Raw genomic sequence first — 13,277 nt, forward strand, 5'->3', positions numbered from 1 at the left:
GGGCGACGACCCGTATAACGATCCCGATATCCGCGGGGTTTCCGAAAATCTTAAAAAATCCTTAACTACAATTCAGTTTACAAAGGAATCGATGCCGGCATCCGTGCACGAAACCTGAAATCGGACCGCGATCTCAGCTGACGGCGACATGGTCGTTATAGATGGAGGTTCCGTCCGGGCCGATCAGGCTGATATCGACGCCATCGCCCCGGGAGGTTTGCAGGATGCGCCAGGTCGGCGGGATCGTCACGCCGACAGACCCGGTAAAGGCCCGGGGCAAGCATTGGGTGATCATGCGAGCGTCCACCCGCCCGAAGAAATGGTCGCGCCAGGCTGGATCCTGACCACCCATCGACAGATCCCAGCTCATGAAATCAAACGACGCCCATCCCTGGTTGTCGAGCCAGACCTCCGACCAATAGTGCAGCGTCGGCGAGCGCCGATAGAGGAAATGTCCGCTGACCAGCCGGGCCGGGATGCCATGCGCGCGGCATAGCGCGACAAAAAATGCCGATCCAAGCTGGCAATCGCAGCACCTGGCTTCGAGGACCCAGTCAAGGGGTGCGTCTATCCCGATCTGGTCATAATGTACCGGACCGGAAAGGAACTCGTCGATCATGAAATCCCAGAAGGCCCGCACCGCGATGTCCGGCGCGGCATCTCCGCCCAGTCGGCGGGCAAGGGCCGCGATCGGATCGGAAAGCTTGATCAATCCTTCATCCGGGCGCAGGTAAAGATCGCGATCGGGTGGATTCGCAGCGTCCGAGGCGGGTCGTGGACGGAAGCAGATCTCGGCCCCGATGGTGACATCTTCCCCTGCCGCGGGCTGCACCTGCACGTCCAGGCGTCCATCCCCCAGGACGCAGGTTGCCCCGTGATCGGGACCATGGGGACGGATATCGAGAAAATCGCATCGGTCACGGAGCGGCAGGGCCAATCTCAGACGTTTTGCTCTGCCCGGCGAGGTATTCCGGAAATTGTAGGTCCGCCGAAGGCTGAGCGTTACCGGCCCATCCGCCTTCGCGGCCAGGTCACCGACCAGTTGGCGGCTGGTCGTCACATAATGATTCTGCCAGAAATCATCGCGGCCGACAGTTCCGGCATGCTTAAGGGAATGCACGACCTCGACGGGGTCGAAAAAACGCCGGCCCGTCGGGTCGAGACGGACGCCAAGGCCGCATTCGATCCAGCGGTCCAGGGCCTCCTGCGCAGTGGTCCGGGCATGATCGGTATCGTCGCAAAACGCCCAGCCCAGCAGAAGCAGCGTGTCCAGAACGCGATCTTCATCGACGGTTCTGTATCGGTCTTCGAATGTCAAGGCTGTTGCCATCGATGATCTCCGGGCGATCGTATTTCAGGTTCGGAATATTATCTGTCGATGCATCGATAAATCAGGCGAATGACCGGTCGCGATGCCTGTGGAATGGCGGAGACATCGGGAGCGCCCTACGTGGCGCGGGCCATCAGGACGACACCGGACACGATCACCACCAACCCAACGATCCGCATCGGATGGATATTCTCGCCAAGAAAGATGATCCCGGCGAGGACGGTCAGTACGATACCGAATGCGACGCAGGGATAGGCCTGGGAGACGTCGATACGCGCCAGGACCAGAAGCCAGACGACGGCGCTCAGACCGAAGGCCAGCAATCCCAGGACGACCGGCACATTCAGCGCGATTACCGACATCGCTTCCCACAGGCCGGCCCTGTTCGCGATCGCGGCCTGGACCGCCCGGTCGGACATGCCCGTCTTCAGCAGGATCTGGGCGGAAGAGGACAGCAGCACGCTGACAAGTACAAGACCAACGGTTCCGAATGTCATGGCGCAGGGGCTCCCGGCACGGTGAAAAGACACAGGCGGCCAAATCGGGTTGCCTGGGGATGCGGATCGATTTGCGTGCAGTCATCGACCACATAGGCAATGCCATGATCCGCGGCATAGGACAGGCGTTGGGGCAAATTCCTCAATGTTCTCACCTCCGTCATCCGGGCCTGCCATGTCCGGAAATAGGCGGGCGCCCACATGACGGCCGCCCCCGCCTGGGAAAATACCCATGTCTGCCGGTGAGAAAAATACGGGAATACGATGGCTCCCTCGAACAGTTGCTCCTGGTCCGCACTGGTTCGGGGAAACATGCCCGTATCCCGCAAGATCCCAGGGGGGACGAGAAACAGGGCATCCGATGCCGTATGGACGCGGGCCCATTCACCCAGGGCCTGCCAGTCATTTCGCCGGTCGACATAGGCGCGGTCGGACGCCAGGGCGTGATAGATCCGCATTCCGTTGAACAGAACGACAGGCACCAGCAGGGCCGGTGCCGCGTAGGTGCGCCACGAACCGGCCGAGAGCGGCCATGTCCGCCGCACCAGCAATATCGGAATGACCACCGGCATCAGGATCTTGGCCGTGCAGGACAGCAGGATAAGCAGCGGCGCCCAGACGAGACGATCCGTTTCGTTTCGGGAAAGGATCCAGCGGGTCGACAGGCCAGCGATTGCAGCCGCCGCCAGCAGATGTACCGTGGTCCCCGATCGCAGCAGATGGAGGTTCAGCAGCATGCGCGCATGGGTCGCGAAAGGAAGAAAGACGCCGACGATCCAGACGGCGGCGGCCCCCCACAATGCGGCTGTCAGAAACGAACCGGGCACCCGCAGCATCTGCGCGGCGATCAGGCCGCAGCAGAAAATGCTCGCCAGAAGGCAGACCTCCCGAAAGACGGTGGTCCATATCAGGAAATGATCGGGAAAGAACGATATAAGATAAGCGATATAGTCGAAATCGAGCGGCGTTCCGGCGTAGGGATTGGCCAGGATATTGCGGATGACGGGCGCTGCCAGAAGCGCGGAGATGGCAAGGCCTGCCCCCCCTTGCAGCAGGAGCGACGACCATGTCCATTTTCCCCGTCGCCACTGGGACCAGAGAATGAATGCAAGGGGAACCGCGGTCCAGACGGCGATGAAGGCGTTGATGAAGAACGTCACGCCATTCATTGCGAACGCGGCGGCGACCCGTCCCCGCGCGGCCCAGGCCAGGGCCAGCAGGGTCGTTCCATTTGCCAGTTCGGACTGCGTGAAGGTGTTGATCAGAAGCCCCCCGGCACCCGCGTCGGCGAAATCGCGCAACGTCGAGGACAAGGCGAGGAGCACCGTGAATGTCGCCTGTTCCTTCGTGCTTTCGATACCGAGAAGGCTGGCCCATGCCAGAAATCCGGAGAACAGAAGCATGCGCGACAGGATCTGGAATATGAACAGAATCGCGTAGACGTCCTGCCCGTGCACGCGGTCGGACAGCAATTGCCAGAAGCCGGACGAATAGTAGCGCAGGCTCTGTATAAACAGGTCGTTCGCGAATTGCGGTTCGTTATAAAGACCGGCCAGGATAGGAAGGTGATAGATATTATTCAATTGGCCGCCGACGTGCCCGGACAACGCCACCGAAAAGAACGCGCCGAACGAGACGATCGCGCACGCGACGCCCCATTGTGGGATGCGCCGTGCGCGCAGGAGTGCGGCACTCGGGGGGATGGCGGACGCCGTCATGTCAGATCGAGGCCAGGACGACGAGGATCGAGCATCCGACGGCATAGCGGCAGGTTCTGTCGCGCAAGGCCCAGATGACCGGATCGTCGTGCATCTGGCGTCGATGGGCGACCAGAAGGGCCCGTGCTAGGATGAACAGGAGAATGGGCGACAGGACCCAGAGAATGTACGGGTGACTATACATGGCCCTGACGGAATCGGAGGTAATATACAGGGTGAAGACCGTCACGGCATTGGTCCCGCAGGCCGCGGCCAGGGCCGCCAGGATCACGAGATCGTCCTTGCGGTATGCCCGGCTGCTCGATTCCGGAAGATTGCCGTCCAGTCGAACGAGAAGTTCGGTATATCTCTTGATCAGGGCAAGAGAGGTGAATACGAAGAGCGAGAATGCCAGGATCCATTCGGACAGGAAGATGCCTGTCGCGGCCGCGCCCCCGATCAGCCTGGCCGTGTATAAAAGTGCAAGACCGACGACGTCTCCAAGCATCTTGCGCTTGAGCCAGAAGGAATAGCCCGTCGTCAGGGCAACGTAGCCCGCCAGTGTGATCGAAAACACCCATGGCAGGACAAGACAGGCGGCAATGGCGCAAAGGCCCAGTATCGGAATAGCCGACAGGGCGGAATGGAGCGACAGGGCCCCACTTGCCAATGGACGTCGTCTTTTGGAGGGGTGCAGACGGTCGTCGCCCAGGTCGACCATATCATTCAGCAGATATATGGCGGACGCGGTGACGCAGAAGGCAAGGAACGCGGCGCAGCTGGCGGCCAGCGTTCCGATGTGGAAAGCGTGTGCGGCAAGTGCCGGCAGAAACACCAGCACGTTTTTCGCGTATTGATGGACGCGAAGGGCACGCGCCCATATTTTTATCGTGTGACCCGGCTTTTCGATTATATCGACATTTTCCAGCTCGTTCAGCTTCCTGAGCGACCGGCCGTCGAGCCCGATGGCATGGCGGCGGCGGGCATGACGCCAGATCGCCAGATCATGGCGATGGTTGCCGACATAGTCGAAGCCCTGGTCGCCGAATGCGTCGACCAGGACGCGCGCCTTGTTGTCGCCCGCGAGATTGTGGTGCTTGTTGCTGGCGAACAGCCCGTCGAAATTGCCCAGATGGTCAGCCACCGCATGTGCAAGGCGCTCGTTCGAGGCTGTGGCGAGATAGACCGGCCGACCCTCCATCCGGGCTTCGTCGATCAGGTTCAGGACGGCCTGATGGTAAGGCAGCGTCGAGGCATCGATTTCGGCGCGCGACGCGACCTCCTGTTTCAAATGGGACCGGCCGCGACATAAGGAGAGAAGCAGGAGGGGCAGGGTCGCCGGATTTCGCCCGACGCAGTTGAAAAAGGATTCTATGAGAAGATCCGACGCTATGAGCGTGCCGTCCAGATCGACAACCAACGGATGCGAATGGGTTTGACCCAGGGACACTGCTAAATTCATGTGCGCCTCAAGGTGTATTAAATATTAAATGAAAATATTCTATATAATAAGAATATAGATGATTTTTATATCAAAAAATACTCTGCGCTAAAATGCAGCTTGTTTCTAACGGCGTTCTGTCCGGTTGGTTCCTGTCGGATGTTACAAAAACTTACATTTCTGACAGATCGTTCGTTCGTGATGCCCTTGTGTGCAGCGGCAAATTCATCGGACCGTTTCTCGACGCCGTCGCCGTTCACGGTCGATGCCTGCCATGTGCCATCCGAGGGTTTGCGGCGATGTCGATATAAAAACGCGGGTGAAATAGACGGCAAGCATGAAATGAGATGGAGATGCCGGCACGTGGCGACCTCCATATGCTTGCCGTTACATTTCGGTATGAACGCAAAGGGAATGGCGGGCTCAGATGGCGGGTCGGCTATGTCACCTCGAAATCGACCAGGATATCGGTTGCCGCCGCGTCGCCGTCAGGCAACGGCTTATCCGCGCTGTCCGAGAAGAGCGCCAGGCGCTGGCCGACGGCGCACCAGTCCCCGGGTTCGGCGCGTATTTCGCGCAAAATTCCGGCCTGACCGGCACGGACCTCGACCACCGCCTTGTGGGTTTCCAGTTCGACGATCAGGTCACCCGGTGCAAATGTCGATCCCACGTCGCCGTGCCATTCCAGGATACGGATTTCCTCGACGCCCGGTACTGCGGCGGGAACTGACAATTGATAGATCATTATTATCCTCCTTGTTTTTTGTGTGAGATCAACGCGCCAGAAGCGCGCGGATGGCGTCCGCCACGCGGGGGGCGTCGGGAATGCAGGCGGCCTCCAGCACCGGATTCGACGATACCGGGGCGGGAAGGGCGCCAATGCGGGTCCACGGTTTCGGGCCGGTGCGTTCGAACGTCTGGATTGCGACCTCGGTCCCGACGCCGCAAACGACCTGGCCCTCTTCAAGGGTCAGCAATCGGCCGGTCCGTTCGACGGAACCCGCGACGGTATCGATATCCAGCGGTGCGAGACTGCGCAGGTCGATGACATCGCAGGATATGCCGTCCTGCGCGACGATCTGCGCGGCGTCGAGCGCGACGCGCATCATGTAGCCGTGGCTGACGACGGTCACGTCGGATCCGTCGCGTCGTATGCAGGCCTTGCCGAACGGAACGAGGGTTTCCGTAACCGGCGTGTCGCCGGGTGTCGGGAACAACCGTTTGTGGTCGATATAGACCACCGGCCCGTCGCACCGCAAAGCCGTCTTCATCAGGCCGTAGGCATCGGCGGGCGTCGAGGGAGCGACGACCCGCAGGCCCGGCACGCTCATCAGCCATGCCTCGATGCATTGGGAATGGGCGACGCCTTGTCCCTGGGCACCCGCCGTGGTCTTGACCACCATCGGCGCGGACAGGCCGCCCGCCGTCTTGTAGCGGAGCTTGGCCGCGTAATTGATCAGGGCGTCGAAGCCGAGCATCAGGAAATCCATGTAGGTGATGCTGACCAACGGACGATAGCCCGCCGCCGCGGCGCCGGCGGCGATTCCAATGGTCGCGGCCTCGGCGACCGGCGTGTCGCGTATGCGATCCGGGCCGAATATCTTGTAAAGCCCATCGAATTCCCGATAGGAGCCGCCGAAGGCGCCGACGTCCTGGCCGAGAATCAGGACATGGGGGTCCAGCGTCATTTCCTCGCGGACGGCACGTGTCACGGCTTCGCGGAAAAACATCCGGGCCATGGCGGGTTTCTGTTCATACAACATGCCGCAGAGCCTCCTGTGCCGTCGGGTAGGGCGATGCCTCGGCGTAGGCCATGGCATGAGCGATGTCCGTCGCCGCGTCCTGGCGCATCTGCTCCAGCTGCGCGTCGTCCAGGGTGCCGTCCGCCTGCAGGGCGGCGGCATGGCGCCGTATCGGGCAATGGGTCTGCAGTTCGGCCAGTTCGGCGCGACTGCGGGTTTCCCGGGCCGTCGTGGAATGCGACCGCAGGCGAATGGACGTGCACTCCAGGAAGGCCGGTCCCAGGCCGTCGCGGACATGGCGCACCGCGTCGTGTGCCGCCGCTGCGACGCCCTGTACGTCCAGTCCGTCGACCGTGCGGGCCCACATTCCGAACGTCGCGCCCAGGTCCGACAGGTTGGCAACCGCCAACGCCGCGTCGCGGGCGGTCGATACGGAAAGCTGGTTGTTGTTGCAGACGAACAGGATCGGCAGTTTCCATTGGGCTGCCATGTTCAGGGTCTCGTGCAGCGCGCCAGCGCCGCAGGCCCCGTCGCCGAACAGGATGGCGACGATGCCGCCATCGCCGTCCAGCTGCCTGGCCATGGCCACCCCGGCGGCGATGCTGATATTGCCGCCGACGACGGCATGCGCGCCGAAAAAGCCCGCCTGCGGGTCGGACATGTGGCCGCGTCCGGCACGGCCCTGGTTCATGCCGCCGGATTTTCCCAGCAGTTCCGCCATGACCCGTTCCGGTGCGACGCCGCGGGCCAGCGCCGGACCGATCGACCGTCCCCCGGTCAGCAACTGGTCGCCCGTCCCCAGCGCCGAGACCAGCCCGACGGCAACGGCCTCCTCGCCCGACGACAGCAACTGGAAACCGTGCTCCTTCCGGCGGGCCAGGGCGTCCTCGAACGCGCGGATCATCAGCATGGCGCGCAGGGCGCCCACGGGATCGATATGGGTCATTGCGGTTTCAGTCCCATCAATCTGATCATGCCCGACGTCAGGAGGCCGAGGCTTTCCTGCACTCCCCTCCGCCGGACCGCATGAATAAGCTTGTCCATCGCCTGGCCCGGCGGGATCTGCCCCTTCAGGACCTGTCGGATCAGCCAGCCGACATGGTTATCCTGGACCGAATCCGTGATGGTGGAGACGACCTGCCGCCGCCGGCCCCTGCCCATGGTCATCAGATTGCCGGGAACGAGGTCCGGCGCGGGCCGCAGGGCGGGCTGGCTGGCGGTGATCGTCTGCTTGACGCGTTCCTGGGCTTCGAACGGCAAGGCGGCGTCCAGGGCATTTTCCACGATGCCCAGCGCCAGGGCGTGGCCCGCCAGTTCGGCGGCCGCGTGACCACCCATGCCGTAATCCGTCTGTACCCGGATGGCGCCGACATCGCTGAAGATCCTGTCCAGATCGACGACGAAGACGCCATATGCGCGTGACAGCTCCGTCGCCAGCAGGTTCAGCCGCCGGATGCGTATCAAGGTCGCCTCGGCGCGATCGGGGTCCCATTGTCCTGGGATGTGGCGGAAGATGGTAGCGACAAGGACCGGGTCGCCGCCATCGCACAAGGCGGCATAGTCTCGGCGAAGCCGTTGTTCGACCTCGCTCCAGGGGGTATCCAGCTGGTCCAGCTCCGGCGTCAGCGAGGCGATGCGGATCGTGCCGGGTGGCGCTGCCCGCAGGCTGTCGAAATCCACCGCGGTGGAACAGGCCAATGTCGCCCCCACGTCGCCAAGCCCGGCCTGCAGCAGGTGGGCAGCCCTGGCCGCGGCGGTCTGTTCGGCCCGGGAGGTGAAGAACGCAACGGAAATCCGTGTCATCGGAAGACCCCCTGATCGGCATGGCGGGCGTGGGACGGTGCGGCGCATGTCGCCAGATAGGCCGCGCGTACCGCGTCACGGCCTTCCAGGCCCTCATATTCCGCGGCGATGCTCGCCAGTTGCGGCAGAGAAAGGATCCGGGAAGTCTCGAGAATGGTCTTCTCGTCGCTGAGGCTCTGCCAGAGCAGCGGCAGCAGCGCCACGTCGGCGCGGGGATGGGCCGTATAGAAGATATCTTCCCAGTTCTTGTCTTCCAGGGGGTCGCGCCAGCCGCTGCGATGGATCATGTGATAGCTGCGGGCGGTACTCGCCGCCATTTTCCCGCCGGCCCGGCAGAGCCGCAGAGCCAGTTCGCGATGTTCGTTGATCGTGAGGTCGGGATGAAAACCGCCGGATTCCAGGAACGCCTCGCGGACAACCGACTGGTTGGCGCCGGCGGCCGCAGCCCACAGGACATCGCAATCCTCCTCGGTTCTCAGGGCTTCCATTTCCAGTTCATAGAGCTTGCGTGGCCCATATCCCGGATAGACCCCGGGCTGCGCACGGGCGTCGATTTCGTCGAACCGGGTCCAGATCTGCGTGCGTGTGACCCGGGCCCGGTCCAGTTCGGCAGGGGACATGCGGGCCACCCGATCTTCGTGGCCGGGCTGGGGCGTGCCGGCCTCGGGGTCGCGGAATGGCCGCGTGCACCTCAGGTGAAAATTCTCGCCGCGGACAATCAGGTTCGGACGCAGGCGGTGGCATTGCAGGTGCCGGGCGACCAGGTCGGGCCCTGCCAGGGTATCGCCGTCCAGGAAGATCAGGATATCCCCGCTGGCCTGCGCGGCCCCGGCGTTCGCGGCGGCCGAGCGGCCGGCGGGCTTCGCATGGTGGACGGCCACGAGATCGAGGTTGAGGGGGGCCTCGGCGATGACGGTTGCCGTGTGGTCGGTCGATCCGTCGTTGACGACCACGACCTCGGCGGCTTCGGTTTGACAGGCCAGGGACGTCAGGGTCAGACGCAGACGGTCTGCCTCGTTCATGGAGCGGATCACGACGGTCGCCTGCATGTTCATGCCTCCCTGGCAGTGTCGAATACGCCCAGGTCGGCGAGCACGCGGACGGCTTCCTCCGCGACGCGCCTGTACCCTTCGGGCGTTAAATGAAATGTATCGAGTTTCATCCTGTCCGCGCCATGACGGGCAATGATGGTGTCCACGTCCACAATGGATATGCCGGTCGCTTCGGAAAGTTCCACGAGGGCAAGGTTGAAACGTCGTACGCGTGTCGAAAATGTTTCGTCCAGGCCCAGATAGCAATGGACCCCGTCGCCCGGGATGACCGACGACAGATTATGGATCAGTATCGGAACGTCTCGTTCCTGGCGCAGTTTTTCGATAATTTTCGTAAAATTTTCCATCGACTGCTCAACGGTCAGAAATCCGGTCGGCGCGAATTCGGATCGAAGCCATCGCCGGTCGGCGTCCGTCCAGGTGGCGGCGTCGGCAGGATACAGGAAATATCCCTCTGTCCGATGGCGCACGAGTTCGGTTGCCACGTCCGGAAGGATCGACAGGAAGACGGCATCGGCAGGTGTTGTGAAAAGTGCTGAGCTGAATTGGCTCGTCGTCGGATAATTGCCCAGCGGCAGGTCACGCCCCGCCATGGAGGCCGGAACGGTACCGGTTGCGGATAGAACGGCGTCGGAACGTGTCAGGGTTTCATGGCGAAGCCGCATCGACAGGCCGGGATAGGACCCGCGCAGGATCTCATTGATGCCGTTCCATTGTACCGTGCCACCGATCCGGCAGGAATGCAGGGCATCATGGACATCGACATTGCCTTTGGCGAAGAGGGTGAGCCGCTTCATGGCTTCTCGCTTCTTGTGAGGAAGATTCAAATTATCTGTTTTTGTCAAAAGATCGGGTTATCAAAAGTAATAAGGCATGCTTCGCCTTTTGATCCGGTATCGGATGCCGGTAACCGCATGTTCGATCCTCATGCGGTCCTGCTGCGTGCCGTGGTGATCCGTCGGAACGAGGCGAGCAGCGAGGATCGTTCCGAACTGGTCAGGCTCCCCGTCCAGACGACGATGTAGAACGACACGATGGAGATCGCCAGCATCAGCACGGCGATCGCGGCGCCGTTCTCGAACAATGCCGCCATAAGGGCAAGCAGAGCGACTGCCGACATCGGCGCGATATATCGAACCGTTCCGCCCAGCGCGGGGTAAAACCGGACACCGGCCCGGATGCGGATCATGCAGTCCAGAAGGCTGCGGCACGCCCAGGCGACGGCGGCGCCGGTCACGCCGAAGAAATGGAGGAGCAGCAGGAGGAGAGGAATGTAGAGGGCGACCTCCACGATCGACAGCGTGGCGTTGAAATCCGGGCGGCCGATGCTGTCGATAAACCCGGCGGCGACCCCGTCGATGCCGAAAAAGAATACGCCAAGGCTCAGGAATTTCATCAATGTCGAGCTGTTCCTGGCAAAATCGTCCCCGACCCAGAAGGACAGGATGTCATGGCTGAAGAGCGCGCTGAGCAAGCAGAGCGGGAACAGCAGCGTCGCGACTGTCAGGACGCTGGTACGATACAGCGTGATGGTCGTGGCGGCGTCGTTGCGCCAGGATGCGGCCATGGCGGGAAAGGCGCTTCCGGTCACGGCGATGGTGATCATGGACAATCGGGCGACGACGTCGAAGGGGGTGGTGTAATAGCTGGTCACCGCACTGGACAGGACGGACGCGATCATGAACCGGTCCATGTAGGACAGGATGGGGAATGTCAGGTTGGAGACCGTCATCCACCCCCCGATCCGGAAAAGCGGTCGCAGGAGCCCGAATGACGGGCGCGCATGGCGCAATTGCGGCATGACGCGCAGGCACAGGCAGCCATAGGCGATGGTCATCGCCAGGCGGCAGAGCGCCAGCGTCATCATCACCCCGATCAGGCTGTCCCAGACCAGAAGGACCAGCAGGGGACCGACATAGTACATGACCGAAATGGGGATGTTGATCAGGTTGGCCGGACGGAATGCCTGGTAGGCGGAAATGACGCCCCACATTGCCGCATTGGTCATGACCAGTGGGGCGGTGGCACAGAGTACCCACATCGCCAGCAGGGTTTGGGTCTGCAGGTCGGCCGGGATCTTCAGGCCGTGGTGAACCCAGACGGCGACCCCGGCCGCCGCGACGAGACCGCTGACCAGGCCGAAAAGGCCGAGTGTCAGGACGCCGGTGATCGTCAGGTCGGCGCTTTCCTGATGGCGACCGTCGGAAACGCGCTCCGCCACGGCCCGCGTCAGGGCGCGTCCCAGCCCGAAATCGAATATGCCGAACGTGCCGATCAGGGTCAGCGCGATCGTCAGGACCCCCCATCGGGCCAGTCCAAGCATGTCGATCAGCCGAGGCGTCACAAGCAGCGCGACGCCCACCGGTCCAATGCGTCCAAGCATGTTCCAGCCCGCGTTGGACACGAGATGCCGGGAAGGGGTCAGGGCGGCAAAAGTTCCGGGAAGCCTCGAGGAAGCCATGAAACATCATCCAGTTCTGACAAGTTCGGTGCCCGTCGTAGACAATCAGGGTCGAAATAGTGGTGGACCGCTTCCCCGCCAGCGCGTCAGTTCGATGGAAAGGCCTGTCGAGAAAAGGCGTCGCATCATGGAACTCCTTGAGGGGATTGCGTGTCCTGGGGCCGGCCGGATGTCACGACAGGATGCGGGGCGGGGCGCTTTCCCTGATTTTTGTCATCTTGCTGAGACGCAGGCGCAGCGGCGCATCGTAATATTTTTCCACGAACGGAGATGCGGCGGTGACGAGAACGGAAAAGACCAGAAGGTTTTCCGTCCCGGTAAGGCCGATCTTTCGCAAAAGATACGTGCAGATGAAGATCAGCGGGAAATGTATGCCATATAGCGGATAGGAGATGTCCCCCAGGAAGGCGGCCAGGCGATGAAAGCGGGACGGAATTTCGAATGCCCGCCCGCATGCCACCAATGTGGGACACAGAAGAAGCGCGTAGACGATGTCGAGTGTCTGTCCCAGGCCCTGCCGGAAGGGCGTGCAGCACATCACGACGATCAATATCATCGGGATGAACGCGATATGGGTCCCGATACGCCGCGTCCTGATCAGCCGGTTGATCAGGACGCCTGCGCTGAAGGCGTAGATCGACCTGAATATGCCGCCGGAAAACGTTGGCCAGGCCCAACCGATATTCAGCGTGCCGAACTGGAGCGCCGTGGCGACGATGCCCACGCCGGCAAGGAAGGCAATCGACACGATGCTTCTGGTGGGCAGCCTGAACAGGATCGTCGCGTATAATATATTGACCATCAGTTCGAAGAACATCGACCATTGCGAGCCGTTCAGCGGGAATATTTCAGCTATATTCAAGGGGGAGGGGAGCATGAACAGGTTGAACAGAAACGAAATGGTCATGCTCTCCACCGTCAGGTCCGGCTGATTCTGAAGCCACAGGTTCCCGACGGATTTTATGATGCCCAGCACCAGTCCGATCAGGAAGATCGGATAGAGGCGGATGATTCTCTTTTCGACGAATTCCCGGGTCGAAAGGGTGGTTTCGAGCCGATGCCTGTAGGACTGGTCGATGACCGCGCCGCTAAGGGCGAAGAACAGGTCGACGGCAACATATCCATGGGCGGACGGTGACGGGCCGACGCGGCCGGCGTGATACAGCATGACCAGAATTGCGGCGACCCCGCGCATCGCGTCGAAAGCGTACAGACGGCGAGTGGGAGGGTGGGACATGCTGGAGCTCGATCTTC

Annotated in this window: 13 protein-coding genes; 1 reads left to right on the forward strand and 12 read right to left on the reverse strand. The window is 61.9% G+C overall.

Going from position 1 to position 13,277, the window contains the following annotated elements:
* Positions 1-133: 133 nt before the first annotated feature.
* Positions 134-838, reverse strand: coding sequence for a transglutaminase-like domain-containing protein (locus HLH28_RS18370; RefSeq protein ID WP_338029658.1), 705 nt, complete (start codon positions 836-838; stop codon positions 134-136).
* Positions 839-874: 36 nt separating this feature from the next.
* Here HLH28_RS18370 and HLH28_RS18375 point away from each other — a divergent pair, with 36 nt between their 5' ends.
* On the forward strand, positions 875-1,336 hold the full coding sequence (locus tag HLH28_RS18375; protein ID WP_338029659.1) for a hypothetical protein: 462 nt from the start codon (positions 875-877) through the stop codon (positions 1,334-1,336).
* Positions 1,337-1,446: 110 nt separating this feature from the next.
* Here HLH28_RS18375 and HLH28_RS05255 read toward each other — a convergent pair whose 3' ends face one another.
* From HLH28_RS05255 to HLH28_RS05305, 11 genes are all read right to left on the reverse strand, one after another.
* Positions 1,447-1,827, reverse strand: coding sequence for a DMT family transporter (locus tag HLH28_RS05255; protein ID WP_182955529.1), 381 nt, complete (start codon positions 1,825-1,827; stop codon positions 1,447-1,449).
* Positions 1,824-3,545: a DUF6798 domain-containing protein gene (locus tag HLH28_RS05260; protein WP_182955532.1), complete on the reverse strand. Its 1,722-nt coding sequence runs from the start codon at positions 3,543-3,545 to the stop codon at positions 1,824-1,826. Before HLH28_RS05260 ends, HLH28_RS05255 begins: the two co-directional genes overlap by 4 nt.
* A 1-nt stretch (position 3,546) precedes the next feature.
* Positions 3,547-4,986 carry a UbiA family prenyltransferase gene (locus tag HLH28_RS05265; protein WP_182955537.1) on the reverse strand — a complete coding sequence of 480 codons (1,440 nt, stop codon included), beginning with the start codon at positions 4,984-4,986 and terminating at the stop codon, positions 3,547-3,549.
* A 418-nt stretch (positions 4,987-5,404) separates the two neighbouring features.
* The gene (locus tag HLH28_RS05270) at positions 5,405-5,710 is read right to left on the reverse strand and encodes a lipoyl domain-containing protein (protein WP_182955539.1); all 306 of its coding nucleotides are present in this window, start codon (positions 5,708-5,710) and stop codon (positions 5,405-5,407) included.
* A 28-nt stretch (positions 5,711-5,738) separates the two neighbouring features.
* Positions 5,739-6,728: an alpha-ketoacid dehydrogenase subunit beta gene (locus tag HLH28_RS05275; protein WP_182955542.1), complete on the reverse strand. Its 990-nt coding sequence runs from the start codon at positions 6,726-6,728 to the stop codon at positions 5,739-5,741.
* Positions 6,718-7,653 carry a thiamine pyrophosphate-dependent dehydrogenase E1 component subunit alpha gene (locus HLH28_RS05280; protein WP_182955545.1) on the reverse strand — a complete coding sequence of 312 codons (936 nt, stop codon included), beginning with the start codon at positions 7,651-7,653 and terminating at the stop codon, positions 6,718-6,720. Before HLH28_RS05280 ends, HLH28_RS05275 begins: the two co-directional genes overlap by 11 nt.
* On the reverse strand, positions 7,650-8,510 hold the full coding sequence (locus HLH28_RS05285) for an SGNH/GDSL hydrolase family protein (RefSeq protein WP_182955547.1): 861 nt from the start codon (positions 8,508-8,510) through the stop codon (positions 7,650-7,652). The genes HLH28_RS05280 and HLH28_RS05285 overlap by 4 nt, the downstream gene beginning before the upstream one ends.
* On the reverse strand, positions 8,507-9,559 hold the full coding sequence (locus HLH28_RS05290; protein WP_182955550.1) for a glycosyltransferase family A protein: 1,053 nt from the start codon (positions 9,557-9,559) through the stop codon (positions 8,507-8,509). The genes HLH28_RS05285 and HLH28_RS05290 overlap by 4 nt, the downstream gene beginning before the upstream one ends.
* A 2-nt stretch (positions 9,560-9,561) precedes the next feature.
* Positions 9,562-10,407, reverse strand: coding sequence for an SGNH/GDSL hydrolase family protein (locus HLH28_RS05295; RefSeq protein ID WP_246395690.1), 846 nt, complete (start codon positions 10,405-10,407; stop codon positions 9,562-9,564).
* 80 nt (positions 10,408-10,487) lie between these two features.
* Complete coding sequence (locus tag HLH28_RS05300; protein ID WP_246395691.1) at positions 10,488-11,945, reverse strand: flippase; 1,458 nt, start codon at positions 11,943-11,945, stop codon at positions 10,488-10,490.
* Positions 11,946-12,195: 250 nt separating this feature from the next.
* Positions 12,196-13,260: an acyltransferase family protein gene (locus tag HLH28_RS05305; protein ID WP_182955555.1), complete on the reverse strand. Its 1,065-nt coding sequence runs from the start codon at positions 13,258-13,260 to the stop codon at positions 12,196-12,198.
* Positions 13,261-13,277 lie beyond the last annotated feature (17 nt).

The sequence above is a fragment of the Gluconacetobacter tumulisoli genome, from assembly GCF_014174155.1.
Lineage (GTDB): Bacteria > Pseudomonadota > Alphaproteobacteria > Acetobacterales > Acetobacteraceae > Gluconacetobacter > Gluconacetobacter tumulisoli.